At 64.8% G+C, this 25,244-nt stretch carries 32 protein-coding genes, 7 tRNA genes, 2 pseudogenes and 1 riboswitch; of the genes and pseudogenes, 21 read left to right on the plus strand and 20 right to left on the minus strand.

Features of this window, described 5'->3' with window-relative positions:
• Positions 1 to 109: 109 nt before the first annotated feature.
• A complete protein-coding gene (locus tag AC5RT8_RS01090; protein ID WP_494093866.1) occupies positions 110 to 568 on the minus strand; it encodes a hypothetical protein in 459 nt (152 codons plus the stop codon).
• A gap of 232 nt (positions 569 to 800) precedes the next feature.
• On the opposite strand from AC5RT8_RS01090, the gene AC5RT8_RS01095 reads away from it, so the two are divergent.
• Entirely contained in the window at positions 801 to 1,073 is a 273-nt protein-coding gene (locus tag AC5RT8_RS01095) for a hypothetical protein (RefSeq protein ID WP_494093867.1), read from the plus strand.
• Positions 1,066 to 1,329, plus strand: a pseudogene (locus AC5RT8_RS01100) (hypothetical protein); the annotation flags it as partial. The gene AC5RT8_RS01095 and the pseudogene AC5RT8_RS01100, both read left to right, overlap by 8 nt.
• On the opposite strand, the gene AC5RT8_RS01105 reads toward AC5RT8_RS01100, so the two are convergent.
• The 3 genes and pseudogenes from AC5RT8_RS01105 to AC5RT8_RS01115 form a co-directional block, all read right to left on the minus strand.
• Positions 1,319 to 1,957: a GNAT family N-acetyltransferase gene (locus tag AC5RT8_RS01105; RefSeq protein ID WP_494094509.1), complete on the minus strand. Its 639-nt coding sequence runs from the start codon at positions 1,955 to 1,957 to the stop codon at positions 1,319 to 1,321. The pseudogene AC5RT8_RS01100 and the gene AC5RT8_RS01105 sit on opposite strands and share 11 nt — an antisense overlap.
• 30 nt (positions 1,958 to 1,987) lie before the next feature.
• Positions 1,988 to 2,296, minus strand: a pseudogene (locus tag AC5RT8_RS01110) (GNAT family N-acetyltransferase); the annotation flags it as partial.
• Between the two features lie 160 nt (positions 2,297 to 2,456).
• Positions 2,457 to 2,741, minus strand: coding sequence for a hypothetical protein (locus AC5RT8_RS01115; protein ID WP_227922227.1), 285 nt, complete (start codon positions 2,739 to 2,741; stop codon positions 2,457 to 2,459).
• Between the two features lie 172 nt (positions 2,742 to 2,913).
• Here AC5RT8_RS01115 and AC5RT8_RS01120 point away from each other — a divergent pair, with 172 nt between their 5' ends.
• Positions 2,914 to 3,639 (plus strand): TetR/AcrR family transcriptional regulator C-terminal domain-containing protein, encoded by a 726-nt coding sequence (locus AC5RT8_RS01120; RefSeq protein ID WP_494093868.1) that lies wholly within the window; start codon positions 2,914 to 2,916, stop codon positions 3,637 to 3,639.
• Between the two features lie 96 nt (positions 3,640 to 3,735).
• On the opposite strand, the gene AC5RT8_RS01125 is transcribed toward AC5RT8_RS01120, so the two are convergent.
• The 6 genes from AC5RT8_RS01125 to AC5RT8_RS01150 form a co-directional block, all read right to left on the minus strand.
• Positions 3,736 to 3,809 (minus strand) — tRNA-Gly (locus AC5RT8_RS01125).
• Between the two features lie 25 nt (positions 3,810 to 3,834).
• Positions 3,835 to 3,906, minus strand: a tRNA-Val gene (locus AC5RT8_RS01130).
• Between the two features lie 56 nt (positions 3,907 to 3,962).
• A tRNA-Gly gene (locus AC5RT8_RS01135) sits at positions 3,963 to 4,036 on the minus strand.
• Positions 4,037 to 4,064: 28 nt separating this feature from the next.
• Positions 4,065 to 4,136: transfer RNA gene (locus AC5RT8_RS01140), tRNA-Val, on the minus strand.
• A gap of 28 nt (positions 4,137 to 4,164) precedes the next feature.
• Positions 4,165 to 4,238, minus strand: a tRNA-Cys gene (locus tag AC5RT8_RS01145).
• Positions 4,239 to 4,307: 69 nt separating this feature from the next.
• Positions 4,308 to 4,381: transfer RNA gene (locus AC5RT8_RS01150), tRNA-Gly, on the minus strand.
• 211 nt (positions 4,382 to 4,592) lie between these two features.
• On the opposite strand from AC5RT8_RS01150, the gene AC5RT8_RS01155 reads away from it, so the two are divergent.
• From AC5RT8_RS01155 to AC5RT8_RS01195, 9 genes are all read left to right on the plus strand, one after another.
• Positions 4,593 to 4,664, plus strand: a tRNA-Val gene (locus AC5RT8_RS01155).
• A gap of 100 nt (positions 4,665 to 4,764) precedes the next feature.
• Positions 4,765 to 5,757: a cytochrome gene (locus AC5RT8_RS01160; protein ID WP_494093869.1), complete on the plus strand. Its 993-nt coding sequence runs from the start codon at positions 4,765 to 4,767 to the stop codon at positions 5,755 to 5,757.
• 74 nt (positions 5,758 to 5,831) lie between these two features.
• Positions 5,832 to 6,428 carry a peptide deformylase gene (gene def, locus AC5RT8_RS01165; protein ID WP_494093870.1) on the plus strand — a complete coding sequence of 199 codons (597 nt, stop codon included), beginning with the start codon at positions 5,832 to 5,834 and terminating at the stop codon, positions 6,426 to 6,428.
• An 11-nt stretch (positions 6,429 to 6,439) separates the two neighbouring features.
• Complete coding sequence (fmt, locus tag AC5RT8_RS01170) at positions 6,440 to 7,369, plus strand: methionyl-tRNA formyltransferase (RefSeq protein ID WP_494094510.1); 930 nt, start codon at positions 6,440 to 6,442, stop codon at positions 7,367 to 7,369.
• On the plus strand, positions 7,366 to 8,868 hold the full coding sequence (locus AC5RT8_RS01175; protein ID WP_494093871.1) for an RsmB/NOP family class I SAM-dependent RNA methyltransferase: 1,503 nt from the start codon (positions 7,366 to 7,368) through the stop codon (positions 8,866 to 8,868). Before fmt ends, AC5RT8_RS01175 begins: the two co-directional genes overlap by 4 nt.
• Before the next feature lie 11 nt (positions 8,869 to 8,879).
• Positions 8,880 to 9,548 (plus strand): ribulose-phosphate 3-epimerase, encoded by a 669-nt coding sequence (gene rpe, locus AC5RT8_RS01180; protein ID WP_494093872.1) that lies wholly within the window; start codon positions 8,880 to 8,882, stop codon positions 9,546 to 9,548.
• A 9-nt stretch (positions 9,549 to 9,557) separates the two neighbouring features.
• Positions 9,558 to 9,703, plus strand: a riboswitch (FMN riboswitch).
• 132 nt (positions 9,704 to 9,835) lie between these two features.
• Positions 9,836 to 10,519: a nicotinamide riboside transporter PnuC gene (pnuC, locus tag AC5RT8_RS01185; RefSeq protein ID WP_494093873.1), complete on the plus strand. Its 684-nt coding sequence runs from the start codon at positions 9,836 to 9,838 to the stop codon at positions 10,517 to 10,519.
• A 70-nt stretch (positions 10,520 to 10,589) separates the two neighbouring features.
• A complete protein-coding gene (locus AC5RT8_RS01190; RefSeq protein WP_494093874.1) occupies positions 10,590 to 11,237 on the plus strand; it encodes a hypothetical protein in 648 nt (215 codons plus the stop codon).
• Entirely contained in the window at positions 11,234 to 11,617 is a 384-nt protein-coding gene (locus AC5RT8_RS01195; RefSeq protein ID WP_494093875.1) for a YhaZ family DNA alkylation repair protein, read from the plus strand. Before AC5RT8_RS01190 ends, AC5RT8_RS01195 begins: the two co-directional genes overlap by 4 nt.
• On the opposite strand, the gene AC5RT8_RS01200 is transcribed toward AC5RT8_RS01195, so the two are convergent.
• Together AC5RT8_RS01200 and AC5RT8_RS01205 are read right to left on the minus strand one after the other, a co-directional pair.
• On the minus strand, positions 11,614 to 11,988 hold the full coding sequence (locus AC5RT8_RS01200; protein WP_494093876.1) for a helix-turn-helix transcriptional regulator: 375 nt from the start codon (positions 11,986 to 11,988) through the stop codon (positions 11,614 to 11,616). The genes AC5RT8_RS01195 and AC5RT8_RS01200 overlap by 4 nt on opposite strands.
• 2 nt (positions 11,989 to 11,990) lie before the next feature.
• Entirely contained in the window at positions 11,991 to 12,431 is a 441-nt protein-coding gene (locus AC5RT8_RS01205; RefSeq protein ID WP_494093877.1) for a hypothetical protein, read from the minus strand.
• A gap of 100 nt (positions 12,432 to 12,531) precedes the next feature.
• Here AC5RT8_RS01205 and AC5RT8_RS01210 point away from each other — a divergent pair, with 100 nt between their 5' ends.
• The gene (locus AC5RT8_RS01210) at positions 12,532 to 13,785 is read left to right on the plus strand and encodes an MFS transporter (protein WP_494093878.1); all 1,254 of its coding nucleotides are present in this window, start codon (positions 12,532 to 12,534) and stop codon (positions 13,783 to 13,785) included.
• On the opposite strand, the gene AC5RT8_RS01215 is transcribed toward AC5RT8_RS01210, so the two are convergent.
• The 3 genes from AC5RT8_RS01215 to AC5RT8_RS01225 are packed head-to-tail and all read right to left on the minus strand — an operon-like array spanning position 13,782 to position 15,141.
• Positions 13,782 to 14,204, minus strand: coding sequence for a RidA family protein (locus tag AC5RT8_RS01215; RefSeq protein ID WP_494093879.1), 423 nt, complete (start codon positions 14,202 to 14,204; stop codon positions 13,782 to 13,784). The two genes, AC5RT8_RS01210 and AC5RT8_RS01215, sit on opposite strands and share 4 nt — an antisense overlap.
• A gap of 47 nt (positions 14,205 to 14,251) precedes the next feature.
• Positions 14,252 to 14,794: a GNAT family N-acetyltransferase gene (locus AC5RT8_RS01220; RefSeq protein ID WP_494093880.1), complete on the minus strand. Its 543-nt coding sequence runs from the start codon at positions 14,792 to 14,794 to the stop codon at positions 14,252 to 14,254.
• A complete protein-coding gene (locus AC5RT8_RS01225) occupies positions 14,791 to 15,141 on the minus strand; it encodes an ArsR/SmtB family transcription factor (RefSeq protein WP_255792453.1) in 351 nt (116 codons plus the stop codon). The genes AC5RT8_RS01220 and AC5RT8_RS01225 overlap by 4 nt, the downstream gene beginning before the upstream one ends.
• Positions 15,142 to 15,248: 107 nt before the next feature.
• Here AC5RT8_RS01225 and arsB point away from each other — a divergent pair, with 107 nt between their 5' ends.
• The 3 genes from arsB to AC5RT8_RS01240 are packed head-to-tail and all read left to right on the plus strand — an operon-like array spanning position 15,249 to position 18,335.
• Positions 15,249 to 16,379 carry an ACR3 family arsenite efflux transporter gene (arsB, locus tag AC5RT8_RS01230; RefSeq protein WP_494093881.1) on the plus strand — a complete coding sequence of 377 codons (1,131 nt, stop codon included), beginning with the start codon at positions 15,249 to 15,251 and terminating at the stop codon, positions 16,377 to 16,379.
• A complete protein-coding gene (locus AC5RT8_RS01235) occupies positions 16,376 to 16,795 on the plus strand; it encodes an arsenate reductase ArsC (protein WP_494093882.1) in 420 nt (139 codons plus the stop codon). Before arsB ends, AC5RT8_RS01235 begins: the two co-directional genes overlap by 4 nt.
• A gap of 31 nt (positions 16,796 to 16,826) precedes the next feature.
• On the plus strand, positions 16,827 to 18,335 hold the full coding sequence (locus tag AC5RT8_RS01240; protein WP_494093883.1) for an FAD-dependent oxidoreductase: 1,509 nt from the start codon (positions 16,827 to 16,829) through the stop codon (positions 18,333 to 18,335).
• 34 nt (positions 18,336 to 18,369) lie between these two features.
• Here the strand turns inward: AC5RT8_RS01240 and AC5RT8_RS01245 are convergent, their stop codons facing one another.
• Positions 18,370 to 19,032: a DUF998 domain-containing protein gene (locus AC5RT8_RS01245; protein WP_494093884.1), complete on the minus strand. Its 663-nt coding sequence runs from the start codon at positions 19,030 to 19,032 to the stop codon at positions 18,370 to 18,372.
• Between the two features lie 487 nt (positions 19,033 to 19,519).
• On the opposite strand from AC5RT8_RS01245, the gene AC5RT8_RS01250 reads away from it, so the two are divergent.
• Positions 19,520 to 20,008 (plus strand): HEPN domain-containing protein, encoded by a 489-nt coding sequence (locus AC5RT8_RS01250; RefSeq protein ID WP_494093885.1) that lies wholly within the window; start codon positions 19,520 to 19,522, stop codon positions 20,006 to 20,008.
• A gap of 123 nt (positions 20,009 to 20,131) precedes the next feature.
• Here the strand turns inward: AC5RT8_RS01250 and AC5RT8_RS01255 are convergent, their stop codons facing one another.
• Positions 20,132 to 20,683: a hypothetical protein gene (locus AC5RT8_RS01255; protein WP_494093886.1), complete on the minus strand. Its 552-nt coding sequence runs from the start codon at positions 20,681 to 20,683 to the stop codon at positions 20,132 to 20,134.
• Between the two features lie 285 nt (positions 20,684 to 20,968).
• Here AC5RT8_RS01255 and AC5RT8_RS01260 point away from each other — a divergent pair, with 285 nt between their 5' ends.
• A complete protein-coding gene (locus AC5RT8_RS01260) occupies positions 20,969 to 21,211 on the plus strand; it encodes a sigma factor-like helix-turn-helix DNA-binding protein (RefSeq protein WP_494094511.1) in 243 nt (80 codons plus the stop codon).
• 353 nt (positions 21,212 to 21,564) lie between these two features.
• Complete coding sequence (locus AC5RT8_RS01265) at positions 21,565 to 22,044, plus strand: hypothetical protein (protein ID WP_494093887.1); 480 nt, start codon at positions 21,565 to 21,567, stop codon at positions 22,042 to 22,044.
• Between the two features lie 117 nt (positions 22,045 to 22,161).
• Here AC5RT8_RS01265 and AC5RT8_RS01270 read toward each other — a convergent pair whose 3' ends face one another.
• Positions 22,162 to 22,710 carry an MFS transporter gene (locus AC5RT8_RS01270; RefSeq protein WP_494093888.1) on the minus strand — a complete coding sequence of 183 codons (549 nt, stop codon included), beginning with the start codon at positions 22,708 to 22,710 and terminating at the stop codon, positions 22,162 to 22,164.
• Positions 22,711 to 22,752: 42 nt separating this feature from the next.
• Here AC5RT8_RS01270 and AC5RT8_RS01275 point away from each other — a divergent pair, with 42 nt between their 5' ends.
• Positions 22,753 to 23,316 (plus strand): DUF1349 domain-containing protein, encoded by a 564-nt coding sequence (locus AC5RT8_RS01275; RefSeq protein ID WP_494093889.1) that lies wholly within the window; start codon positions 22,753 to 22,755, stop codon positions 23,314 to 23,316.
• On the opposite strand, the gene AC5RT8_RS01280 is transcribed toward AC5RT8_RS01275, so the two are convergent.
• Entirely contained in the window at positions 23,273 to 23,800 is a 528-nt protein-coding gene (locus AC5RT8_RS01280; RefSeq protein WP_494093890.1) for a GNAT family N-acetyltransferase, read from the minus strand. The two genes, AC5RT8_RS01275 and AC5RT8_RS01280, sit on opposite strands and share 44 nt — an antisense overlap.
• A gap of 171 nt (positions 23,801 to 23,971) precedes the next feature.
• On the opposite strand from AC5RT8_RS01280, the gene AC5RT8_RS01285 reads away from it, so the two are divergent.
• Positions 23,972 to 24,595, plus strand: coding sequence for a shikimate kinase (locus AC5RT8_RS01285; protein ID WP_494093891.1), 624 nt, complete (start codon positions 23,972 to 23,974; stop codon positions 24,593 to 24,595).
• Here the strand turns inward: AC5RT8_RS01285 and yczE are convergent, their stop codons facing one another.
• Entirely contained in the window at positions 24,596 to 25,207 is a 612-nt protein-coding gene (gene yczE, locus AC5RT8_RS01290) for a membrane protein YczE (RefSeq protein WP_494093892.1), read from the minus strand.
• Positions 25,208 to 25,244 lie beyond the last annotated feature (37 nt).

Below are 25,244 nucleotides of genomic sequence, written 5' to 3' on the forward strand. Positions count from 1 at the left end.
GAAGGTTCCTTTCAAATGGCCCGCGGGAGTGGTGAAAGACTATGGCCAGACGGGCTTCGTCGCCAGCGAGAGGGCGACGCGGCCGACGCCGGATGAGGGTGGGAGCGGGTCAAAGCCAGGGGTAGCCGTCCGGGTCTTTCAGTGCTTTCGCGTCGACTTCCGCTGCGTCGTGCTTCCGTACCTTCGCCAAGAAGGGAAAATCCGCCGGTGCGACGGCGACTTTGGCGACGGGCCGCACAGCAGACGGTGATGCCCAGTGGGGTTCCTCGATGACATGCCGTCCGAGACGTTCAGACGGCTGACGGGTAAAGTCCTCCCGGGGCAGAACATATACCGTTCCGTCCCGCCACAAGGGAGCCGCCGTGTTTTCGCGGGATACCGAAAAGAAATAGTGCATCCCGCTGATGCCTCCGTGGGGCAGGAAGACCCAGACAGGGAGCCCCCGCGGCGGCAGGAGCCATCCGCCGTCGACGGTGTCAACGAAGCCTGCCGCTGCCTCAAGATCCGATGTCGCGACGCCACCTCCCAGCGGTGGCCGCGGCAACCAGTACTGCTCGATGTCCTCCATGGCGCCACCCTAGACCGATACCGATGTGCGCAGCCGGAATGTCTGCTGCCCGCGAGTTCCTGGCTGAACTGGAAGAGCGGCTGCGGTAGGCTGCCGCCTCTCGGTCCAGGGGTATGAGGTAGCGTTCCCTCATCAGGACCGCCCGCGCAGACGAAGAGGGGGAAGGCCATGGCGCCGCAGGCACCGGCAAGCAGTGTCATGGTGGTGTTTCCTTGCGCGGATTACGGTCGCAGTGGACCAGCAAACCGTCACCCTGGGAGGGCCCCTGTGGAAGCGCTCCATTCAGCGCCAAAACGTGCAGGACCTCACGGTGACCAAAGACAACGGTTTGAACACCGGACTGGTGAACTGGCCGGTGACGCGGCATGGACACGGTTCCCTGACCAGGTTGAACATGGGCGGTGCCGGCGCCGTAAGTTTCTCGGACGCCGGCGGCCACCGCTACCAGGTGGTGCTGGCCGACCTCGCGACCGCCGAACAGATGGCACAGGCCATCGGAAATTGATTGGTGCTGCAAGCGCCGCGGCGTCGACCACAGCGGAGGTTACCTGTCCCGGAGTCTCATCACTGACATGGACGAACCGCACCAGCTAGCCATGAGCTGGGAGTTTCTCGAGGAACCCGTATCCCGGATCCACGTCCGGCTGCATGCCGCGGAGGAGGGGACCCTGATGGATTTCATGCACCACGGGCTCGGGGCCTCGTCGATTTTCGAGACGTTGTATGCCGCCTCTGTGGCAGCAGACCCCATCACACGCTGACTGTCTCCTTCTGCAGGATGATCTCCGTCTCCACAGGCATGAACCCGAGCCGGGTGTTGATGGAGCGCATCCATACATTCCCGTCATCGCTGCTGGTCCTGACCCTCCGAACGCTTCCCAGTTCGACGGCGCGGCGCAGGGAAGCCACCTTGACGGCTGCTCCCAGACCGTGGCCGCGATGGTTGGAGACCACAAGGGTCCCTTCGATGTGCGCGGGCCGTTCGGCATCGGCATCGGCTACCAGGCAGGTCCACGCCGCAACGTTGCCGGCCGTATCCACGGCGACGGACTCCAACACCGTGGACCCCTGGGCGACCCAGAGGTTCATTTCGTCGGCATATTCAGCGGGGGACACCGGGGTCTCACCCCAGCCGAGCTCACCGTTGGGCGCCTCGGCATCGACCAGGCCCTTGATCTGCCCTACCTGTTCGCGGAACCGCTCCGGGACGCCATTGACATAGGTGGAGATTTCGTAACCGGGCGCCGTCGTCGGGCCGGCAAGCTGCGTGTTGCGAAGATCAAGTTCCACGACGGTTTCGGCGGTTGCCGGGTAATAGCCCAAAGGAGAAGCGAAGTTCCGTGTAAGCGCTTCGATCTCGGTCGTGGTGGACCTGTAAGCGCTTGCCACGAACCTCGTAGTCGACGCAGGACTGGCGTCTTCCGCTGCACGGGCCAATGCCGAACCAATGCCTGCCTTTTGGTGGGCAGGGTCGACCCAAACGAATATCCACGTGGTATCCGGGGTATCTGCCGAAGTCATGCCGGCGGCGAAGGCAACCAGCGTGCTCCCGTTCCAAGCGCCGACCAAATGGTTTCGCCATCCGTTAGGCGTACGCCATCCAAGAATGCGCGCTTCTCTGCTGAGGGAAACCCAGCCGGGCCTTACGCTTTGGTTTGCCGCGCATTCAACGCGGTAAGCCTCGAACATAGCTCGGTCATCAGTGAGGTCCAGCGGGCGGATTTCCATGGCCACACTCTAAGGGATTCAGGGTTGTTTGCCGGCGCTGCACCGCGGGGAAACTGCCTGGGCGAAACGCAGAAACAACTGAGCTTAAAACAAATCCGGCGCGGAGCTCCAAGAGCGCCGCGCCGGAATAAGTGTCCGGCGCAAGGCCGGAAAACGCGTGTTACGCGTTGTGGTTGTTGTTGCCGCGGTGGCCGGACTTGGCCAGGCCGCGGGCAACCATCAGACCGACCGTGAGGAAGGTGATGTACTGCATTGCCTGCGAGGCGTTGAACGCGTCAAGGCCGTTTTCGCTGGCGTTGTCGCCGACAACAGCTGCCGTGATGATCGTGGCGATAACGGCCAGGACGTAGACGGCGAATTCGAGGGTCCGCGTGGACACCTTGATGTCATTGGCGTTGCGAACGGTGGTGTTTGTGTGATCGTTGTGAGTCTGCGTATTAGCCATGTGGTTCTCCTTATGTAGTGGTATGAGTGGCCTGATGGCCATGCAACTTTGATTCCGCTACTGAACCAGTCGACTTATTCTCTACGCTGTAGACTTTATATGTAGACTTACTAATAAGCAAGCTTGCTTATAATCGGTAAGCCTGACGCACAACCCACAAGAATGGACCTTTATGGTTTCCTTCCAGAAACCGCTCCGCCGGATCGCTCCAGGAAAGACTCGCCTCAGCCGCGATCTTGTGCTGCAGACCGCCCTGGAGATAGTGGACTCCGAAGGCCTGGAATCCTTGACCATGCGTCGCCTGGGCAAGGTATTGAAGTGCGATCCCATGAGCCTCTACCGGTACGCAGCAAACCGGGCGGCCCTGCTGGATGGCGTCTCCGAGGTTGTCCTGGAAGAACTTGAAGTCTTTCCGGACCCGGACCCCGCCGCGGACGATTCGGATGGACCGGATTGGCAGGCACGGCTGTGCCGGATTGCCCATGACCTCCGGCTGACGGCGCTGCGCCATCCGAATGCAGTGCCGCTGCTGGTCACACGGCCCCTGTCCACCCCGTTGGGCACGCGCCCGCTGGGGACCCTTCGCCCGCTGGAGCAGATCCTCGCGCTCCTCGTCGAAGCCGGTTTCGCCCCGGCGGATGCGCTGCATGTCTACCGGGCTTACTACGGTTTCCTGTACGGACACATCCTGAACGAGCTGCAGGAGCTCGTTGTGGACCCGGAGGAAACTGAAGCCGTGCTGCGCCTGGGCCTGCACCGCTTGCCGGCGAAAGACTTTCCGCATCTGAGGGCGCTGGGTCCGGTCCTCGCCGATTATGACGGCGCCGCGGAGCTGGATCAGGGACTGAACATCCTCCTGACCGGCCTTGCCGCACAGCTGCAGTCACCGAGCCCCTAGGTATGCCGGAGACCTGACCGCTGCGCCCGGGTTAAACAAAAGAAGGAACAGGCGCAAACCTGTTCCTTCTAAGTCCGGTAACCAGGACCGGGGGAGAGCGGACGACGGGATTCGAACCCGCGACATCCACCTTGGCAAGGTGGTGCTCTAGCCAGCTGAGCTACGTCCGCAAACATCAACAGTCGAAACTGTCCGTGCGCGATACTGGGATCGAACCAGTGACCTCTTCCGTGTCAGGGAAGCGCGCTACCGCTGCGCCAATCGCGCCCTAAACTGCTCGGCCCGTTCAGGATTACTCCTGGAAAACCATAAGCAGAAGGGAGAGCGGACGACGGGATTCGAACCCGCGACATCCACCTTGGCAAGGTGGTGCTCTAGCCAGCTGAGCTACGTCCGCAAGAAAAGCACTGAAACAGTACTGTTCGTGCGCGATACTGGGATCGAACCAGTGACCTCTTCCGTGTCAGGGAAGCGCGCTACCGCTGCGCCAATCGCGCCCATAAATGGGTTTTCTACAATCCACTGTGGAGGTGGGGACGGGATTCGAACCCGCGTATACGGCTTTGCAGGCCGCTGCCTCGCCTCTCGGCCACCCCACCGTAACCGCCGCATAAAGCTTTGGTGAACCAATCCCGGCGAACCAGGAGCGGCCTGTACAGTGACTTGCGAGCGGACGACGGGATTCGAACCCGCGACATCCACCTTGGCAAGGTGGTGCTCTAGCCAGCTGAGCTACGTCCGCATGTTGAAGAAGTTAGGGGTCATTGCCCTGGATCGCTTGCGCTTTCCGCGGCGAACCCCCGCTTTCCAACGAAGAAAAACTCTATAGGACGTTTGCGGGTTCGTCCAATCGGCCCCGGAATCAGCTCTGGTTTGGAGTCCTGCAGGATCTGGGCTAGCATCTTTACACGTTGGAGTGCTTCCGGGCGCACCAACGCGAATGCAGCACAGAAGGGCGATTGGCGCAGTGGTAGCGCGCTTCGTTCACACCGAAGAGGTCACTGGTTCGAACCCAGTATCGCCCACCCTTTGAAGCCGCCGCTTTCCTTCGGGAAGGCGGCGGCTTTTTTCGTGCACGCGGGTGGCCGAAAGCAGACTGTCACCGCCGGGTGGCAGACTGTAAGCATGACTGAACCAGCACTCGCACACGCCACGGAATACGGACGCATGTATTCACGGTCGCTTTCCGAGCCTCCCACAGTCCCGTCCATCACCACGGTGATTTCCCAGGGCTCCACGTCCCTGGACGGCTGGCACAGCTACATGGCGGCCTCCGCTGTGGTCAAGGATCCCAAACTGCCTGCCGCCCTCGGCAACCCCTCCCACCTGCGTTCCGTCGTCAAGGAAGCCTCGTCCGCCTCGGAACGCTACCGCGACGCCGCGGCCGAACGGGGCACCCGTGTCCACTTCTACTGCGAGCAGGTGGCACTGCGTGCCCTGGACCGGCCGCACGAGCTTGAACGCGCACGGGAGGAACTGGCCGCCCGCGGCGAGCACCAGTTCGCTGACCGGTTCGACGAATGGTGGAAGCTGTACGACGTCCAGCCCATCGCCCCGGAAATCACCGTGTGGAATGCCGAGCTCGGGTATGCCGGCACGCTGGACCTGGTGGCTCGGATTGGCGGGAGGCTGTGCCTGATCGACTACAAAACCAAGAACACTGACCGCGACGGGCAGGTCAAACCGCTCGATGACAAGGTGGTGATGCAGCTCGTCGCCGGAATGAAGGCGCAGGAATCGCTGGTCGACGCCGGTGCGGGCAGCTGGGAGCCGTGGGCCTACGGCCAGGACCCCCTGCTGCTGGGAGTCGCCGTGGGACAGACCGAGGTGCGTCCCATGCGCGCCAACCCAGAGGTGCTGCCCCAGCACTGGTTCAAGTTCTGCGCTCTGCGCCGCGTCTGGCAGACCAATATCGACGCCGTTGCTGCCGGCCGTGCCCTGCTCCCCGTTCCGCCGCCGCCGGTGGGGGCACACGCGGCCCCGGCGCCGCAGGCCTCGCCGCCGCAGGGAACCGCCCCGCAGGCAAACGTGCCACTGCCCGATGCGGCTTCAGCAGCACAGGCTCCCGAGGCCGCATCCCCGCAGAGTTCCGTCCCTGCAGGCGCTCCCCGGTCTTGAGCGTCCCGGTGGGCGGCGGAGCCAACTAGACTGGAGTGCGATCCCCTGCAGCAAGAGTAAGGAACAAACCCCCGATGGCCATCCTGACTATCCGCACGCTCGGCGACCCGGTCCTGCGGACCCGCGCCGAAGACGTGACCGACTTCGGCCCCGAACTGGCGAAGCTGGTAGCGGACATGGAGGAAACCATGGAGGATGTCGAAGGCGCCGGACTTGCAGCACCCCAGGTGGGCGTTAGCCTGCGGGTGTTCACGTACCGTGTGGACGGCCAGGCTGGACATGTAGTCAATCCCGTCCTGGAACTGAGCGAAGACCTGCAGCCGGACCATCTGGAGGGCTGCCTGTCCATCCCGGGACTTGGCTACCAGACACCGCGCTTCCGCTGGGCCCGCGTCAGCGGCCAGGACGTGCACGGCAACCCCATCAGCATTGAGGGGGAAGGCATGCTCGCCCGCTGCTTCCAGCACGAAACGGACCACCTGAACGGCTCCCTCTATATAGACCGGCTGGAAGGCGAGCCCCGCAAGGAAGCACTGCGGGCCATCCGGCAGCGCGAGTACGACGCCGTCGCGAACCGTACCGCAGCCCAGCGTGCCCAGAGCGTGGGCTCCAGTTTCGGTACCTTCGGCCAGGGGGCCAAGGGCACCTTCGGCACGCAGGCCGGGGCCTGACCCGCGTGGCACTGCGAGTCCTGTTTGCCGGCACCCCCGCGGTGGCCGTACCGTCCCTGGACACACTGATCGACGCCGGGTTCGACGTCGTCGGCGTCCTCACCCGCCCCGACGCCCCGCTGGGCCGCAAGAAGATCCTGACGCCTTCGCCCGTGGCCGCCCGTGCAGAGGAACTGGGCCTGCCGGTGATCCGCGCCGCCAAGGTGGATGACGAAGCCATCGCGGCCATCGCCGCGCTGGAGCCCGACGTCGCCGCGATCGTTGCGTACGGTGCCCTCGTTCCGGCGCGTGCCCTCACCGTCCCGAAGCACGGCTGGATCAACCTGCACTTCTCGCTGCTGCCCGCCTGGCGCGGAGCCGCGCCCGTGCAGCATGCCGTGATTGCCGGCGACGACGTCACCGGCGCCTCCACGTTCCTGCTCGAGACCGGGCTGGATACCGGTCCGGTCTACGGCACACTCACCGAAACGGTGCATCCCGCAGACACCAGCGGGGAACTGCTCGAGCGCCTCTCGCATTCCGGTGCCGTGCTGCTTGCGCAGACCCTGAGTGCCGTTGACGCCGGGGCTGCCGTGCCGGTTCCCCAGCAGGGCGATATCACCCTGGCGCCCAAGCTGACCATCGACGATGCCCGCATGGACTGGCAGCAGCCCGCCCTGGCTCTCCGGCGCCGCATCAACGGCGTCACTCCCGAACCCGGCGCCTGGACCACCTGGGACGGCGCCCGATTCAAGATCGGTGCCGCCAAGCTGCGCTCCGATGTCACCGACCTGCGCCCCGGCCAGGTCCGCTTCACCGGCGGCGGGGACGCCGCCGCCGTCGTGGGCACCGGCTCACACGGACTCGAACTGCTGCGTGTCCAACCCGCAGGCAAGAAAATGATGCCGGGGGCCGACTGGGCCCGCGGCCTCGCCAACCGTGAGGACGTGGTCTTCGAATGACCCCCCAGCCCGACCAGCCCAACAAACACCGCAACGACAAGGGCCACGAACGCCGCCGCGCAGCCGTTAAGACCCGCACCGCCGCCGCCCCCGGCCAGCGCACCCGCGCAGCCGACCCCGCGCGCCTGGTCGCCTTTGAAGTGCTCCGCGCCGTCTCCGGCGAAGACGCGTACGCCAACCTCGTACTGCCCAAGAGCATCCGCAAGCACCGGCTGGACAAGCGCGACGCAGGGTTCGCCACGGAATTGGCCTACGGTGCCCTGCGCGGCCAGGGAACCTATGACGCCATCCTCGCCAAGTGCGTGGACCGGCCGCTGGAACGCCTGGACCCCGCCGTGCTGGATGCACTGCGTATCGGCACGCACCAGCTGCTGGCCATGCGCGTACCCGCCCATGCGGCACTGGACCAGACCGTCGGCCTGGCCCGCGCCGTGATCGGCGCCGGACCCTCGGCCCTGATCAATGCAGTGCTGCGCAAGGTCGCCGCCCGGAGCCTGGACGAGTGGGTTCAGATCCTCACGGAGGGTGAATCCGACGCGGTGAAGCGTTCCGCCATTGAGTACTCGCATCCCGAGTGGATTGTCCGGGCGCTGCGCCAGTCACTGGTTGCCCACGGACGCAGCGTCGACGAAATCACCGACCTGCTGCGCGCCGACAATGACGCGCCCGTGGTCAACCTCGTAGCCCTGCCCGGGCTCGGGAACCTCGACGAGGCACGCGCCGCCGGGGCAACCGACGGCGAACTGGTGAAGGACTCCGCACTGTTCTCCGCCGGCGACGTCGGCCGGCTGGACTCCGTCCGCGCCGGAACCACCCGCGTCCAGGACGCCGGCTCGCAGCTGGTGGCCCGCGCCCTGGCCGAACTGAAACTCGACGGCGCCTCGATCGATGAGGACGGCGTGGAAAAGTGGCTGGACATGTGCGCCGGCCCCGGCGGCAAGGCCACCCTGCTGGCCGCCCTCGCCCACGAATCCGGAGCCGTGCTGCTGGCCAACGAACCGGCCCCGCACCGTGCACAGCTGGTCCGCCAGGCCCTGGAAGCGGTCCCCGGGGAAACCTGGAACGTGCGCACCGGCGACGGCCGCACCATCGCCGAGGACTACCCGGAAACCTTCGACCGGATCCTGGTGGATGCACCCTGCACCGGACTGGGGGCCCTGCGCCGCCGGCCCGAGTCCCGCTGGCGCCGCCAGCCGTCCGACGTCGGCGAACTCGGCATCCTGCAGCGTCAACTGCTGACCACGGCGGTGGACGCGGTCAAGCCCGGGGGAGTGGTGGCCTACGTGACGTGCTCCCCGCACCCCGCCGAGACCACCGCCGTCGTCGCCGATGTGATGCGCAAACGCAACGACCTGGAACTGCTCGACGCCGGCGCCGCCCTGGACGCGGTCAGCTTGCCCGGCGCGCTGGAAGCCGGCCACGAATCCACCGCCCAGCTCTGGCCGCATGTCCACGCCACCGACGCCATGTTCCTGGCGCTGATCCGCCGCAAAATCTAGGAGAACCCTTCGTGAGCAAGTGCTGCATCAACCCGAGCATCCTCTCGGCCGACTTCGTGAACCTCGAAGCCGAGCTGCAGCGGATCAGCGCCGCGGACGCCGTGCACGTGGATGTCATGGACAACCACTTCGTCCCCAACCTGACCATCGGGCTGCCCGTGGTGGAACGCATCCAGCAGGTGTCCGCGCTGCCCTTGGACGCGCACCTGATGATCGCCGACGTCGACCGCTGGGCACCGCTCTACGCGGAGGCCGGCCTCGCATCCGTCACCTTCCACGTAGAGGCGTCGACGGCGCCCATCAAGCTCGCCCGCGACCTGCGGGACCGCGGCGCCAAGGCGGGCATGGCCCTGCGCCCGGCCACGCCGGTGGAACCGTACCTGGACATGCTGTCCGAACTGGACATGCTGCTGATCATGACGGTGGAGCCAGGCTTCGGCGGACAGAAATTCCTGGACGTCACGCTGCCCAAGATCCGGCGGGCCGCCGAGGCCGTTCGCGGCTCCGGGCTGCCGCTGGCCATCCAGGTGGACGGCGGAATCTCCCCGGAGACCATTGAACGGGCGGCCGAAGCCGGCGCGAATGTGTTCGTGGCCGGTTCGGCGGTGTACGGCGCTGGTGATCCCAATGACGCTATCCGCAAATTGCGCGCTTCCGCCGAAGCAGCTGTGCAAGAATAGCTAACAACAAACGTGCTCCGGGGTCGGTGTAATTCCGAACCGGCGGTTATAGTCCGCGACCCGCACTGCTGATCCGAGAACCTCGGGGAGGCGGTTCGGTTGAATCGGTGAAATTCCGATACCGACAGTTAAAGTCTGGATGGGAGAAGCACGTGCAGTTTGTTGTTCCGCCGGCTTTGCTGACCCTTCGAGGTCCCCTTTTGCAGGGGTGACCCCTCGAACCGTCCAGGCCCGGCGATGCATCCTACTGTCGTACCCCCGGAGCACCCGCTCAGGGATAGGACGACATGGATTTTCTACGATGGCTCTTCGAGGCACAGATTCCGGTGGGCTCCAGCTCGCTGCTGGCCCGCGAACTTGTGGGCAACATTTTCGGGCTCCTCAGCGCCTTCGGCGGTATGCGCCGTAAAGTCTGGGCCTGGCCCGTGGGTATCCTGGGCAACCTGCTCCTGCTGACCGTCTTCCTCGGCTCCATGTTCGGCGGGGCGGACACAGCTACCCTGCTCGGCCAGGCCGGCCGGCAGATCATGTTCATTGCCGTATCCATCTACGGCTGGCGGCGCTGGCAGCAGAGCAAGTCCCACGGCGAAAGTGCGGTGACCCCGCAGTGGGCCTCCGGCCGGGAACGGATCGGGCTGGTGACCATCATGCTGCTGGGCACCGTCGCCCTGACCCCCGTCTTTGCCCGGCTCGGTTCCTACGAGCCGGTGTGGGCAGACGCCTGGACCTTCGTCGGATCGCTGCTGGCCACCTACGGAATGGCCAAGGGTTGGGTCGAGTTCTGGCTCATCTGGGTGGCCGTGGACATAGTGGGCGTCCCGCTGCTCTTCAGCGCCGGCTACTACGCCACCGCCTTTATGTACCTCTTCTACGGCGGCTTCACACTGGCCGGCTTCTTCGTCTGGTGGAAGGCCAAACGGGATGAGAAGCCGCAGGTGGAAGTGATGATGCCGGACCCGCGGACCCGGTAGGTACGGTTCAGGCAGGCCTCAGGCCGGGTAGGTCTCAAGACACACAACGAGGGGGAACACCATGGGCGCGATGGACGACTTACTGGGACCGAACGAGGTCAAGACGCTGCACGATGCGCTGGCCGTTGCCGCGCCCGGTGTCAATTGGGACAAGGTGCTGGACGCCCGGACCCGGCTGGAACCGTTGTCGCTGCGCGGCCGGACCGACGCCGTCGCGCACGCCCTCGTGAACGCGTTGGGCACCTATCCGGCTGCCGCCGCAGCGTTCCGCGCTGCGCTGGATGATCCGACCTTCACCGGCTGGGCGTTGTGGCCGGTCACCGAGGCTGCCGTGACTTTGGCACTGCACGACGGCGGCACCCCGGCCTTCGACGATGCCCTGGCCCTGCTCGCGGAACTGACCCCGCGGCTGACCAGCGAGTTCGCCATCCGGCGGCTGTTGCAGGCCGATCACGAGCGGGCGCTGGACATCATCCGGACCTGGACGGACCACCCCAACGAACACGTACGCCGGCTGGCCAGCGAGGGAACCCGGCCCTACCTGCCGTGGGCCGTCCGCGTCCCGCTGCCGAGTATGTGCGCCGGTCCGTCGCCAACCACACCAATGACCTCGCGCGGCACGCGCCCGAGCTGGTGCTTGAGACGGCCGCGCGCTGGCAGCAGACCGGCACGCCCGGCGCCGCCTGGGTGGTGCGGCGCAGCCTGCGCACCCTGGTGAAGAAGGGGAATCCCGGTGCGCTTGAGCTGATGGGTTTCACTCCGGCGCAGGTAAGTATCACCGGGCTGCAGGCGGGGACGGCCATTGTGGAGCTGCCGGGCGAGCTCGCTTTCGACTTTGTCCTGGCCAATACCGGTGATGCTCCGGCCCGCCTGTCAGTTGATTACGCGGTGCACTACGTCAAAGCGAACGGGGCTACGGCGGAAAAGGTCTTCAAATTGGCCACCGTGTCGTTGGAACCGGGGGAGTCCCGGCAGCTGCGCGGGCGCCATGGCTTCCGGCAGATGACCACGCGGCGGCATTATGCGGGCACTCATGCCCTGGAGGTGCAGGTCAACGGTGTCCGGCACGGGCGACTGGAGTTTGATCTGGTGCTCTAGGCGCCGGCACCCTCCCCGCTGCGCGGCGGGGAGAAACCGACGAGGCTGTCGTTGATGCCGGCCAGGAATCGTGCGCCCACCGCGGTCAGCGAAATCTCCTTGCGCTTAGCTCCGGTCCGGGGTGCGGCAACCTCTGCGCTCTGTAGGAAGCCGGAATCCTGAAGCCGCTTCAGGCTCCGGTACATGCTCCGTTCGGTGATCGTCCATCCGGTGGCCGACGCGACGCCGGCTGCAATCCGGGCGACCGTCACCGGTTGCGCAGCTTCAACGACCCGAAGGATCACCGGCGTCAGCATCGATTTCTTATAGGTCTCCACCCAGGACTCGATCCGGGCTTCCACCCATTCCTCATCCTCTGTCGGGCGGGGCATGCTCAGTCCTCCCAGCCGCGGCCCAGGACCGCACCGGTGAGGTGGATCAGCAGACCGATCCCCCAGGCCGCGCTCATCACCAGGGTTGCCCCGAACCATGGCGTTCCCAGAAGTTCGGCGGCTGCGGCTCCGTCGCCCCCGGCGGTGAACGCCCGCAGCACCGCGTGCGCATTGAACGAGGTTGTCACGGAGACGAAGGCGATCGCATGCGCGACGGCGAAACCGAAGCGGACCCGGGTGAGTTTCCGGGCGTTGCGCCACATCCAGACGGCAATCCCGGCGGCGACGACGCCGGTCAGGACTCCGGCGAGGACGGTGACTGTGCCTCCGGTCAAGGCAATCAGCGCCTGGATGAGCACCATGCCCGCAACCAGGGTGAGTGTGTACGGCAGCAGGATCGAGCGGGCATTGACGGTGGCCTGAGGCAGGGTGTTGGTGTCCATGCCAGGCACTGTACCAGTGGCACAGTGCCTTCGGTAGGGGTAACTGGCGCGGCACATTAAGTGCTGGGATGCCCGCGTTGGTACGGGCTATTCTCGGGGGATGCAGACCATCGTGCTGGATGAGGCGCGCCGTGCCGCAGTGCAGCGGCGTACCCTCACCGTGGTTGTCCTCAGCCAGGTCCTCGGCGGGGCGGGGCTGGCCGCAGGTGTCACGGTGGGGGCACTGATGGCGCAGGACATGCTTGGGTCGGAGGGGTTGGCCGGCCTGCCGGCGGGGCTGATTACCCTGGGTTCCGCGCTGGCGGCCTACCTCGTGGGAAGGGTTACCCAGCGGGCCGGACGGCGCATCGGACTTGGGTCCGGGTTCATGGTCGGCGGTCTCGGTGCGCTGGGTGTGGTCCTGGCTGCTGTGGTGGACAGCCCTGTTCTGCTGTTTGCGGCGCTGGTTCTTTACGGGGCGGGAACGGCCACCAATTTGCAGGCTCGATATGCCGGAACGGACCTTGCGCTGCCGGACCGCAGGGGACAGGCCATCAGCATTGCGATGGTCTCGACGACGTTCGGGGCGGTCGCCGGACCGAACCTGGTCACTCCCATGGGCCGCTTCGCCGAGGGCCTCGGCATCCCCGCTCTGGCCGGCCCCTTCCTTCTTGCCGGAACTGCGTTCCTGGCCGCCGGCGTCGTACTGCTGGTGCTTTTGCGCCCGGACCCGTTCTTACTGGCACGCCGGTTCCGGAACCAGACAGCGGATACGGTGCCGAGCACCGTCGACGCGGCAGCGGCACGTCCGGGGACCGGAGTCTACGTGGGTGCCGCCGTGATGGTGCTGACCCAAATTGCGATGGTGGCGATCATGACCATGACGCCGGTCCATATGCGGGCCCATCACCATGACCTTGCTGCAGTCGGTGTGGTCATCGGCGTGCACATCGGCGCGATGTATCTGCCGTCGCTTGTCACGGGTGTATTGGTGGACAAAATCGGGCGTACTCCAATGGCTATCGCCTCCGGGGTGACCTTGCTCTTGGCCGGAGTCACCGCAGCCTTCGCGCCGGGGGGATCCCTGGGCCTGCTGATCCTGGCCCTCGCCCTGCTCGGCATTGGCTGGAACTTCGGTCTTATTGCCGGCACGGCGCTGGTGGTTGATAACACGGCTCCGGAGATCCGGCCCCGCGTCCAAGGCAAGATCGATGTGCTTGTGGCCTTGGCCGGGGCCGGCGGGGGAACCCTGTCCGGCGTGGTGATGGCCGGCACCAGCTATGCCACACTCGCTCTTTCGGGCGGCGTCCTGGCCGTGCTGCTGATCCCGGTGCTTTTCTGGGCCCGGCGCAGCAAGGCAGCGGAAGGGTACTAGTCGCGGACGGCGGCTACCGCTTCGATCTCGACGAGCTGGTAGTCGTAGCCGAGGACCGTCACACCCATCAGGGTGCTGGGAGCATCGTGGCTGCCGAAGGCATCCCGGACTGTTTCCCAGGCGGTGACCAGGTCGGCCTGGGACCTGGACGCAACCAGCACCCGGGTGCTGAGCACGTCCTGCAGCGTCGCCCCGGCGGCCTTCAGCGCAAGCTCTAGGTTCACCATGCACTTGGCTGCCTGGCCGGCATAGTCGCCGATGGCCGCCGTCGAGCCGTCTTCCTCGAGCGGGCAGGAGCCAGCGAGGAAGATCAGCCGGGTGTCGGCAGGTGCAGTGGCGGCGTAGGCGTACTCCGCGGCGTCGGACAGCTGGGTGGAGCGGATGAGGGATACCGGGGAAACGTGCGGGGAAGCTGACATGGATGCAGTCTAAGCGGGCCGGTTCCCCTCCCGTGGCCGGAATCGATTCAGCCCGTGCCGGCGATGCCGCTGCGCCGCTCCAGGAAAACGGTGTCCCGCCAGTGGCCGGCCTGCGGTCCGTGGGTCATTTTCGCCACACGTTCGCGCCTGCCGACCACGCGGAAACCCTCGGCCTTGTGCAGTGCAAGGCTGGCTCCGTTCTCCGGAAAGATGCTGCTCTGAAGCGTCCAGATTCCCATGTTCTCCGCGGATGCCACGAGGGAACGCAGCAGGAGCCTTCCGATTCCGCGGCCCTGGGCGGCGGGGGCGACATAGACGGAGTGTTCGACGACGCCCCGGTACGCGGGACGGGAAGAAACGGGGGAGACCGCCGCCCACCCGAGGATTTCGTTTCCTGCGTCGGCGACCAGCCGGAGTTCGGCCAGATGGGCGGAATCAAAGGCTTCCCACTCAGGCACCTTGCTCTCGAAGGTGGCCTGGCCCGTTGCGATGCCGGCCGCATAGATGCTGCGGACCGCGGGCCAATCGGCCGCGAGCAGGGAACGGACGAGGACAGCGCCGCCCGGTCCGGCGGCAGGCGTGCTGGTCACCGGGGCGACAGGACGGCGGCGGCACGTTCCAGCGCCCCCGGAACAATGGAGTAATAGGCCCAGACGCCGCGTTTTTCACGGTGCAGGATGCCGGCGTCGACCAGAATCTTTAGGTGGTGCGACACCGTCGGCTGCCCCAGACCGATCGGCTCAGTGAGGTCGCACACGCACGCTTCTTTGTTCTCCTGCGCGGCGATCAGCGAGACCAGGCGCAGCCGGGTCGGCTCGGCCACGGCCTTGAGCAGCTGGGCAAACCGCTGGGCATCTTCGACGCTCAGCGCTTCGGAAGTCAGCGGGGTGCAGCAGGCCTCGACGGCCGGAGCGGGGACTGTCAGTGCAGTGGTCACCAGCCCATTATGCACAGATTGACAGGTATCGATATATCCCGGGATACTCAACATCGAAGGATATCGATGTTCTTCAATGTAGGCCGCCCTGTCGATGTCCCGTACCGATGTCCCCGCCGAGGAGCTTTGTGAGCACGTCCGCACCACCCCAGACCGGTCAGGTCACCGCCCGGCTCTCGACTCTGGACCGTTTCCTCCCGCTCTGGATCCTCGCCGCGATGACCGCTGGACTGCTGCTGGGTCGCCTGGTTCCGGGCATTGGTCCCGCGCTGGACTCGGTGAAGGTGTCCAATGTGTCGCTGCCCATCGCCGTCGGCCTCCTGGTGATGATGTACCCGGTGCTGGCCAAGGTCCGCTACGACGAAACGTCGCGCGTGATTGCCGACCGGAAGCTGATGATCACCTCGCTGGTGTTGAACTGGGTTGCCGCACCGGCGTTTATGTTCGCGCTGGCCTGGATCTTCCTGCCGGACCTGCCCGAATACCGCACCGGGCTGATCATCGTGGGGCTGGCCCGCTGCATCGCCATGGTGATGATCTGGAATGACCTCGCCTGCGGTGACCGCGAAGCCGCCGCCGTGCTCGTCGCCATTAACTCCGTGTTCCAGGTCCTGGCCTTCGGCGCGCTCGGCTGGTTCTACCTGCAGGTCCTGCCCGGCTGGCTCGGCCTGGAAACCACCAGCGCTGGCTTCTCCTTCTGGGCCATCACCGTCAGTGTGCTGGTTTTCCTGGGCATCCCGTTGCTGGCCGGCTTCCTCACCCGCACCCTCGGTGAAAAGGCGAAGGGCCGCGACTGGTACGAGGGCACGTTCCTGCCGAGGATTGGCCCGTGGGCGCTCTACGGCCTGCTTTTCACCATCGTGCTGCTGTTCGCGCTGCAGGGGGATGAAATCACCTCGAACCCGCTCGACGTCGCCCGCATCGCCCTGCCGCTGCTGGTCTACTTCCTCGTGGTGTTCTGTGCCGGCATGCTGCTGGGCAAACTCCTGGACCTGGGCTACGCCCGCACCACCACGCTGGCCTTCACCGCCGCCGGCAACAACTTCGAACTCGCCATCGCCGTGGCGATCGGCACCTACGGCGTGACCTCCGGGCAGGCCCTTGCCGGCGTCGTCGGACCCCTGATCGAAGTCCCCGTCCTGGTCGCGTTGGTCTATGTCGCCCTTTGGGCACAGAAGAAATACTGGCCCGCCGCCACCCCTGCCCTTGCAACCTCTCCAGAAAAGATGAACCGATGAGCACCACCGAAAGCGCAGCCAAGCCCTCCGTCCTGTTCGTCTGCGTGCACAACGCCGGGCGTTCCCAGATGGCCGCCGCGTACCTGCGACACCTCGGCGAGGGGCGGATCGAAGTCCGGTCCGCCGGATCCGCGCCCGCCGACTCGGTCAACCCCGCCGCCGTCGAAGCCATGGCGGAAGAGGGCATCGACATGTCCGGCGAGCTGCCCAAGGTGCTGACCACCGAGGCCGTGAAGGAGTCCGACGTCGTGATCACCATGGGCTGCGGCGACGCCTGCCCGATCTTCCCCGGCAAGCGCTACGAGGACTGGAAGCTCGACGACCCGGCCGGCCAGGGCGTGGACGCGGTCCGCCCCATCCGCGACGACATCAAGATCCGCATCACCGCACTCATCGCCGACCTTCTGCCGGCTTAGTAATACCTTCGTACTCTTTGAGGAAAGCACAATGAACACCGAAATCTCCCAGCTTCCCGTCGCCGTCATCGGCTCCGGCCCCGTAGGGCTGGCTGCCGCCGCCCACCTGCTCGAACGCGGGCTGACGCCGGTCATCTTCGAAGCCGGCGACATGCCCGCCGCTGCCGTCCGCAGCTGGGGACACATCCGGCTGTTCTCGCCGTGGCAGTACGACGTCGACGCCGCCGCCCGCCGACTGCTCGCCGGTACCGGCTGGCAGGAACCGGACGCCGAAACACTGCCGACCGGGGCTGAACTCCTCGAACAGTACCTGCTGCCCCTGGCCGCCGTTCCTGCCATCCAGCGCGCCCTGCACACGAACAGCGAAGTTGTTGCCGTCAGCCGCGAAGGCCTGGACAAGACCCGCACCGGCGGACGCGACACCACCCCGTTCCTGGTGCGCGTCCGGAATGCTGGCGGCACAACCGCCGATCACCGCGTCCGCGCCGTCATCGACGCTTCGGGCACCTGGAACTCTCCAAACCCGCTGGGCTCGGCCGGACTTGCAGCACCGGGGGAGTCCGCAGCCTACGCGGAGGGTTTCATCACCGCCCCGCTGCCAAATGTCACCGGCCGGGACCGCGACCGCTTCGCCGGAAAGCACATCCTGGTGGTCGGCGCCGGCCATTCGGCGGCCAACACGCTGCTGGCACTGGGGGAGCTGGCCGAGCAGGCACCGGACACCCGGATCAGCTGGGCCATCCGCCGGTCCTCGGCGGCAAGCGTGTACGGCGGCGGCGACCTTGACGGCCTGCCCGCCCGCGGTGCATTGGGCAGCCGGCTGCGGACCCTGGTCGAGGAAGGCCGCATCGAACTCCACACCTCGTTCACCATTACCGGGTTCAAGAGTGCGGACTCGCTGACCGTCGTCGGGTCCTCGCCGTTTGGGGAGACGCAGCTGGACGTGGACCTGCTGGTTCCGGCCACCGGCTTCCGCCCGAATCTGGACATGCTGCGCGAACTCCAGCTCGATCTGGATCCCGCCGTGGAAGCTCCGCGGGCGCTCGGGCCGCTGATCGATCCGGAATTCCACAGCTGCGGCACCGTGATGCCGCACGGCGCCCGGCTGCTCTCGCACCCGGAAAAGGACTTCTACATCACCGGGATGAAATCCTACGGCCGGGCACCGACGTTCCTGATGGCCACCGGCTACGAGCAGGTCCGGTCCATTGCCGCGGCCCTTGCCGGGGACCAGAAGGCGGCCGACGACGTCGAACTCGTCCTGCCCGAAACCGGGGTGTGCTCCACAGACTTGGGCGGCAGCTGCGATACTGTGGCGGCCGGCTGCGACAGTGCTGTCGCCGTTGATCAGGGTGAAGCTTCCTGCTGTGCGGCTCCGGAACCGACGGCTGCTGCCCCTGCTGCCGAGTCCTGCTGCTCGGCACCACCGGAACCTGCAGCGGCGCCTGCTGCCGAGTCCTGCTGCTCGGCACCTGTTCCTGCGTTCCTCGGTATTCCTACCGGTCTGGAACACGGCCGGTCGGGGGAGTCCGGGAACTAGTTCCGGATACCTTCCTATTCCGGCGGTGTCTTGCTCATGGAACTCCGCGCCGTCCACTAACCGACAGCAGGATCAGACCGAGGATCACGCTCCAAAGGGTGAGGGTATCGAAGGACAGGCGTTCGGTGAGTCCGACGCCGACTGCTGCGGAGGGGCCGCCGCCGATCGCGTCGATGAACATCACGAAGCCGGCGATTGAGATGACGACGCAGAGAATAGTCAGCACGGAGGCCCAACGCAGGGCGCTGCTGCCCCGCAGCGCGAATACCAGAACAATCATCCCAACCCATTGAACCGGTGCCTGGACAAGGGCGGCGACGTTATGGGCCTCGGGCTGCAGATCCCAGGGAAGGAATCCGACCAGCATCAGGAGGACCCCGCTAGCCGCAATGAGCGCCATTGCGATCCGACCGGTCCGTTGTCGGGGCCACGCGGACCACAAAAGGACAGCTCCAACCGCTAAGAGCAGTCCGTTGAGGACCGTGCCGCCGTTGGCCAGTACGTTTGCGGGCGAACAGATGTAGCGCTCCACCCGGGTTCCCTCGTCGAACGTTCCGCAGCTGGTCACGCCGAGGTCGCTGATGGTGTTGGACCGCAACGAGTACGCCTGCGGCCATTGCGCCACTGCGATCAACTGGGCGGGATACGTCAGGACGCAGAGAATCCACAGCGTGGCACCCCAGCGGGTTCGTGTCATGCTCTGAGAAGGTACAGCCCGAGCTCCCCGTTGGCTTCGGAGTCGGGCGTAAACATGCTTCCGGTGGTGAAAAAACTTGCAGAATCAGCCGGTTGCCGTGCGGGTTGGAAAGGCACGTGAGGGGTTGCTGCGGAGGGTGCGCTGGAGTTCGTGGAAAATGGCGGCATGTCCAGCGGTGTCGGGGTGGAGTCCGTCAGTGAGTCGTTCAGGAGCTTCAGCGAATAGATCCCAGAGGGGAACCCGGGGGACATCCAAGCTGTGGCAGGTTTCAGCGAGTCGCGTTTCCACTTCGAGTGCCGGTCCAATGTCGAGCGCGTCTTGGCTCGCACGGCCGAACGACAGGCCAAACGTGCCCGAGTTCGCTCACTTGGTTCGGTCCCGTGACTCAGGCCATGATCTTGAAGAGATGCTTTCACGCTGGATTGACCTCCAGGAGCGAGCCTCAGAGCCCCTAACCGATTACTTCTCCACCTTGATGTGGACTTCTATGACTTTCGAGGAGAGCTTCGCGCACATCGTTAGGGCGCTCGAGGTTCTTCACTCGATCGTCGAACCGGGCCCTCGCATTCCGAAGCAGGATTTTCGAGCAGCCCGAACAAAGATAAAGGAAGCACTGGACGGCGACTCTCACCGCGAACTGATCCTTTCTCGCTTGAGGCATGCTGACGCATTCAGCCTCCTTGACCGTCTGAAGGCGCTACTGGGGAGTGTCGGCTACCGGCTTCAACGCTTCGCAGGAGACATTGATCAGTTCGCGCGAATGGTTCGTGATGCACGCGACAGTTTCACCCATACCTCATCCCTCAGTGGCATTGAGACTGGGGAGCTGAGGCGCGCTCACGTCATCTTGGATCTCGTCATGCGGTCTGTCATCTTGGGTCATCTGGGTGTTCCACAGACAGAACTAGATGACCGAGTCTTCGCGACTGATGCGGCACGCTATTTGTTGTATCCCGTGAACACCAAAGCGAAATGAGCACTCCTGCGCTCGGAAGTATCCCGCTGAAGGATCCCAGATCGGACGCCAGAGCGTCCGAGGAACCACCCCTCGCCGTACGCTTCATCTTCAGGCCCAGGTTGTTTCGCCGGACGTGCTTGTTTAGTACCTCAGGCGTTTCGGAAACTGCGCGATGAGCTGATGGTAGACGGCAGTCCGTTCCTCGTGAGCTGCACCGACCTGCACCGCGGGAGCGACGCTTACGTGCGCATACAACTCGATGACGGTCCCTTGAACCCACCAGACAGCAGACCGGTTGCCGTGTCGATCAGTACGCTCGTCCGGCGAAGGGCCGAACACAGCAGAGATGCCGTCCCAGACGGCGTCATAGCCGGCAATGACGTCCGCCGAGGAAAAATTCTCCGAACCCTCATAAACAAAAAGGTTCAGGGAGAAGAGGTCATCGTTCAACGCGTCCCAGGAGGCGTTCTTCACTTCGCAACCAGGCACCTCAAACCGCCCCTGAGTCACACCCGGGGACGCCTCGTCGTCGGGTTCCGTCGGCGAGCCCAATACGCAACCAAGACGTGCGAAATAGCTACTGAATCTCTCTAACCCTGAGGGCCACTGCTCGCCCACGATCCGCTCTATCAGCCGCACAACCATTTCAGGAGGTGGGTCAAGGGAATCATCGGACAGGGACGACGCGCTCATGGTTGAACGATAACGCCGCAATCCTTGTCGAAACGACTTCCAATCAAAACCAGTAGTCCAGGCAAAGGAATCGTTCTACGGGACTGAATGATCCTGGCAAATCTTTTGCGCACTATGCGAGCCGGGGTGCCGCAGAATCACGACGATGCCCGAGCATGGGCGTTTGGAATCACCCGGAACATCATGTTGAACGCGCATCGAGGTGAGCAGCGCCGGCAAGCCCTCGGGGTCCGGCTCAATGACATAGGCCCCGAGCCTCACAGCAGCTCCCACGAGGATGTGGTGATGGGGCGGGTTGACCTGAGCCGCGCGTGGCATCTTTTGTCCGAGGTCCATCAAGAAGCACTTGGCTTGGCGATCTTCGAGGGCCTTTCCGCACCTCGAGCGGCCGTGGTGCTCGGCATATCCCCGGTCGCGTTCCGGCTTCGATTAAGCCGTGCCCGGCGTGCCCTGCGACTACTCCTTGATCACCTTCCCCCTCCCTCCAGCATGTCCGCAGCATCAACCGAAAGGACGGCAACGCCATGACACGTCAACAGGACATAGACACGCTTCTGCGAAGCATGGATGCAGCCAGCCAAGCACCGACAGTCCGTCCCTAACGAGCACAGGCGGACCTTGAGAGCATCCTGTCTCACAACCCTGCACCGACAGCATCGGAGCGAGCCAAAGTAAGAAGCGATTATTCAACGCTCGGGAAGAAGCCCGGGGCTCCCGTCCGCCGTCGACGTGCCGTCGTGCTGGGCGGCATGGTGGCCGCCACGACTGCCGGGCTGCTCGTCCTACCAGCGCTCACCGGCGGCGATCCAGCCTTCGCTACATGGACAGCCAACCCGGCAACCCTGAGCGGCCCGGACCGCGATGATGCAGTGGCGGAATGCTTGGCATCCAAGAAGAACGTCGGCAACGGCATGTACACGGATGACCTTGCCGCCGCGGAAGTGGCTATCGCTGAGCGCCGCGGTGCCTGGATGACCGTCGTCCTGACAGGTCCCGACGGCTTTGAGGCGACGTGCATCACGGATGCCTCCGCGCCATGGTTCGGCAGGGGCATGATCGGTTCCATCGGGAAGCTCGGCGCCGAAACCGACCCTGCTCCTCGGTCCCTCAAAGCAACACAACTGGGAACCGGGACAATCATGAACGAACCAATCTCGATAGCATCAGGCCGAGCCGGCAACGATGTCGTGGGCGTGACGTACACCAGCATCACCGGCGAGGAAGTGAGCGCGACCGTGTCCAAAGGCCAATTCGCTCTCTGGCTACCCGGAGACGAACTCCAAGAGGCATCTGACGGTGGCACTACTGTCGACCTAACTTTCCTCGACGGAACCACCGGGACTCAGGAACTCAGCTTCTAGACTCACCTCGGCGTGCTGCGGTGCCGCGCTGAGGGATCCCTCACTGCTATCCGCAGCGCATCGCTGGTGGTACCAGTGCACCTGCGTCGCATGCTGATGCGGAATGGTTCGTGAAGATCAGTGCACTGCGCCTTTCGGGCGCTCCATGTGGTGCCATATCCCGCCGGACAGCGGACTGAGCGTGACGAGGGTGTAAAGGACGGCGATGATGCCGAATGAGAGCCCAAGCCCGATCTTGTCGGCTGCAAAGCCACCCAAAAGTGCGCCAAAGGGCATAGCCGCCCAGGCGCCGGCGTTAACCAGCCCGAAGACACGACCGCGCATGTGTGCGGGCACTCGTTCAAACTGGACCGCACCAAGGATGGGGTTGATCGATCCTGCGGCGAGTCCTTGAAGTGCGGTCACCGCGACGAGTACAGGCAATGGTGCGCCGAGGGCGAAGGCTGCAGCCGAGGGTCCACCGACTAGGACGAAGCAGACCGCAAACGTCACACGTCGCGGTACCCGGTGAGCCACGAACCCGAACGCCACGTTGCCCAGCAAGGCGCAGCCGCCCATGACTGCGACGAGCACACCGAGTGCGGCGGCCCCTCCCAGCCGGTCGTGTGCATATAAGGGCATGAGGGAGGAGGTGCGGGCAGCATCGAACATGTTTGTAATGAGCACTAGACCAATGATCAGTTTCATCAGAGGGTCTCGGAGAAGCCAATGGAATCCCTCGGCCATGTCGGTCCAGTACGAAGCACGGGGTGGGCTACGCCTACCACTGTTGTCATCCGGTCTCTGATCGACCACCTGAAACTGCGTTCCAGGGATGAATACCCAGGTCAGCACGGCGGAGACAGCGAAAGTTGCAGCGTTGATGAAAAGGGAAGCCATCGGTCCGACATGCTCCGCATTGATGAGCGAAGGTGGCTGAAGACAGGAGTCGAGTACAGCGACGGCGCACTGCAGCCAAGCACGGTGATTACCAACGGCACATCGGACTGGCCTCTCCGACCTCTCGGAAAAGCCCAGGACGAGATCACCCTGCGGCTGTCCCGCGAGGCCGCCGCGGTTCGTGTGCAGTACCTGGAATCCGACGGCGCGGCCGGGCAGTGGACCAGTCTGCGGCTGGGCTATCTTCCATCGAAGGCTTTCTGCCAGGTCGGGGTGATGGCCTGCTCTCCGCAGCGCGGAGGCTTGAACGTCGGTTTCACGGACTTCAGCATTGCCCCCTCGAACGGGATCAACCTTCATCCCGCAATGAAGAGCGGTAGCGAACTTCCGTAGCCGTGAACCCCCCTATCGACTGTTCCTTAGTAGCCCCGTCCGGGGTCATCCCCCTTCGTTCATAGAAATTTCTTCCGCGCTGATTCGACTCCAGCACCCACACTGAAAAAGCGGTGTGTCCGCTCTCGCGTAACTGGGTGAGAGCTGCCTCCCACAGACGGCGTCCGACTCCCATGCCGACATATTCCTCCAGGAGGTAGATGGCAGTGACCTCTCCGGTCCGGGCGTCAGCGTCCCCGTCGCTGCTGATGTCTGCATGGGAGAAGCCCGCAACGTTCGAGTCGACCACGGCCAGATGCGGTTGAGGTGCCCGTTCCTCCTGGATCATCCGCTTCCAACCCGCTGCTCTCCGCTCAACGTCGAGTGCATCAAGAAGGGGATCCGGCATCAGTCCGCGGTAGGCCCATTGCCATGCCTGCACGTGGACCAGTGCGAGGGACCAGGCGTCGTTTTCGCTGGCTCGGCGGATTTCAACAGTCGGCATGTGTATGAGTCAACAATGAGGAAGACATATGCGCCAGAGAATTTCGGTAACAAACATCAATATTGTTTGGGTAGAACATTGAATTTGAGACGGTTTTCATTAAGGCATCTCTGGTGCACGCATTGTGCCGCTAGTCCTCTGCGGGTTTCCTGAACGTGGCAGGATAAGCACATGGCGGATTCACCTGCTCTCCTCATTGTTGGCCCGGCGGCCGCCGGTAAGTCGACGGTAGGGGAGTTGACGGCAGGCATGCTGGGCGTTCCTTTTGTTGACCTCGACGAAATCGGCGCCGGTTACTACGCGGAGGCCGGCTGGAGCATGGAACTGCTGGGACGGCGTATCGCCCGGGTGGGACGGGTTGCCGCCGAAAGAGAATGGGAGCCGGCACGCGCCCACGCGGTGTGCCGGGCGGTGGAGGAACACCCAGGTACGGTACTGGCAGTGGGCGCAGGCCACACCTCTTACACCGACCCGAGCTGTCGGGAGCAGGTGCAGTCAGCCGTGGCGCGGATTCCCACGGTCGTGTTACTGCTCCCGTCGGGGGACCGGATGTCCGACCTCGCGGAGTTGAGAATGAGGTCCCTGGCGGCAAAGGGGACAGACTGGGTCAGCTCCGGACATGACTTCCTTGCGGAATGGCTGGACGACGTCGGTACCCGCTTGTTGGCCACGGACACGGTCCTCACCCAGGGGGACCGCCCCGAGGTGACCGCCCGGCGGGTCGCCCTGCTGGTCCGTTCCAATCTGCCTCACCGCGGCGGTCCGGGACGGAAAGGTCCGGCTCCGGTCCCCTGACTAGTGCCCGGTACGGGGGTGCCGACGCCGAGGGACGTCAAGCCACGGCAGGGTGCGGTTGACCATGGGGCCGATGAGGAGGGCGAAGGCCACCGTGCCGACGCCCACGGTGCCGCCCAGGAACCAGCCGATCACCAGGACGGTCACTTCAATGCCGGTGCGGACTATCCAGACCGGCCACCCGAGGCGCTTGTGCAGCCCTGTCATCAGTCCGTCGCGGGGTCCGGGGCCCATCCGCGCCCCGATGTACAGCCCGGTGGCGATGGCCAGGAGCACCAGACCGCCGGTAAACAGCAGCACCCTTCCCGGCATATTAGTCTGCGGGTCCAGCAGCATCAGGCCCACCTCAGCGCTGGGACCGACAGCCAGTGTGTTCACTACGGTCCCCACCCCCGGACGCTGGCGCAGGGGTATCCACAGCAGCAGCACCCCTATTCCGATGAGGTTGGTGACAAGGCCGAAGGCAATGCCGGACTGCAGCGACGTGCCCTGGCTCAGTACATCCCAGGGGGAGACACCCAAGCCCGCCCGGATCATCATGCTGATGGAAAAGCCATAGCAGAAAACACCCACTATCAACTGCAGCACGCGGCGTACAAAGATCCAGGACATAGACGAAAGCGAACCCTAAAAACTCCGCCGGGACAAA

Source organism: Arthrobacter sp. Ms25, assembly GCF_059090365.1.

What these genes read in the sequence shown, in the direction of transcription:
- AC5RT8_RS01090 (WP_494093866.1), bottom strand. Translation starts at nt 568, where the DNA reads ATGGAGGACATCGAGCAGTACTGGTTGCCGCGGCCACCGCTGGGAGGT.
- AC5RT8_RS01115 (WP_227922227.1), bottom strand. Translation starts at nt 2,741, where the DNA reads ATGGCTAATACGCAGACTCACAACGATCACACAAACACCACCGTTCGC.
- AC5RT8_RS01120 (WP_494093868.1), top strand. Translation starts at nt 2,914, where the DNA reads ATGGTTTCCTTCCAGAAACCGCTCCGCCGGATCGCTCCAGGAAAGACT.
- AC5RT8_RS01160 (WP_494093869.1), top strand. Translation starts at nt 4,765, where the DNA reads ATGACTGAACCAGCACTCGCACACGCCACGGAATACGGACGCATGTAT.
- def (WP_494093870.1), top strand. Translation starts at nt 5,832, where the DNA reads ATGGCCATCCTGACTATCCGCACGCTCGGCGACCCGGTCCTGCGGACC.
- AC5RT8_RS01175 (WP_494093871.1), top strand. Translation starts at nt 7,366, where the DNA reads ATGACCCCCCAGCCCGACCAGCCCAACAAACACCGCAACGACAAGGGC.
- pnuC (WP_494093873.1), top strand. Translation starts at nt 9,836, where the DNA reads ATGGATTTTCTACGATGGCTCTTCGAGGCACAGATTCCGGTGGGCTCC.
- AC5RT8_RS01190 (WP_494093874.1), top strand. Translation starts at nt 10,590, where the DNA reads ATGGACGACTTACTGGGACCGAACGAGGTCAAGACGCTGCACGATGCG.
- AC5RT8_RS01200 (WP_494093876.1), bottom strand. Translation starts at nt 11,988, where the DNA reads ATGCCCCGCCCGACAGAGGATGAGGAATGGGTGGAAGCCCGGATCGAG.
- AC5RT8_RS01205 (WP_494093877.1), bottom strand. Translation starts at nt 12,431, where the DNA reads ATGGACACCAACACCCTGCCTCAGGCCACCGTCAATGCCCGCTCGATC.
- AC5RT8_RS01210 (WP_494093878.1), top strand. Translation starts at nt 12,532, where the DNA reads ATGCAGACCATCGTGCTGGATGAGGCGCGCCGTGCCGCAGTGCAGCGG.
- AC5RT8_RS01215 (WP_494093879.1), bottom strand. Translation starts at nt 14,204, where the DNA reads ATGTCAGCTTCCCCGCACGTTTCCCCGGTATCCCTCATCCGCTCCACC.
- arsB (WP_494093881.1), top strand. Translation starts at nt 15,249, where the DNA reads ATGTCCCCGCCGAGGAGCTTTGTGAGCACGTCCGCACCACCCCAGACC.
- AC5RT8_RS01235 (WP_494093882.1), top strand. Translation starts at nt 16,376, where the DNA reads ATGAGCACCACCGAAAGCGCAGCCAAGCCCTCCGTCCTGTTCGTCTGC.
- AC5RT8_RS01240 (WP_494093883.1), top strand. Translation starts at nt 16,827, where the DNA reads ATGAACACCGAAATCTCCCAGCTTCCCGTCGCCGTCATCGGCTCCGGC.
- AC5RT8_RS01245 (WP_494093884.1), bottom strand. Translation starts at nt 19,032, where the DNA reads ATGACACGAACCCGCTGGGGTGCCACGCTGTGGATTCTCTGCGTCCTG.
- AC5RT8_RS01250 (WP_494093885.1), top strand. Translation starts at nt 19,520, where the DNA reads ATGACTTTCGAGGAGAGCTTCGCGCACATCGTTAGGGCGCTCGAGGTT.
- AC5RT8_RS01255 (WP_494093886.1), bottom strand. Translation starts at nt 20,683, where the DNA reads ATGAGCGCGTCGTCCCTGTCCGATGATTCCCTTGACCCACCTCCTGAA.
- AC5RT8_RS01260 (WP_494094511.1), top strand. Translation starts at nt 20,969, where the DNA reads ATGGGGCGGGTTGACCTGAGCCGCGCGTGGCATCTTTTGTCCGAGGTC.
- AC5RT8_RS01275 (WP_494093889.1), top strand. Translation starts at nt 22,753, where the DNA reads ATGGAATCCCTCGGCCATGTCGGTCCAGTACGAAGCACGGGGTGGGCT.
- AC5RT8_RS01280 (WP_494093890.1), bottom strand. Translation starts at nt 23,800, where the DNA reads ATGCCGACTGTTGAAATCCGCCGAGCCAGCGAAAACGACGCCTGGTCC.
- AC5RT8_RS01285 (WP_494093891.1), top strand. Translation starts at nt 23,972, where the DNA reads ATGGCGGATTCACCTGCTCTCCTCATTGTTGGCCCGGCGGCCGCCGGT.
- yczE (WP_494093892.1), bottom strand. Translation starts at nt 25,207, where the DNA reads ATGTCCTGGATCTTTGTACGCCGCGTGCTGCAGTTGATAGTGGGTGTT.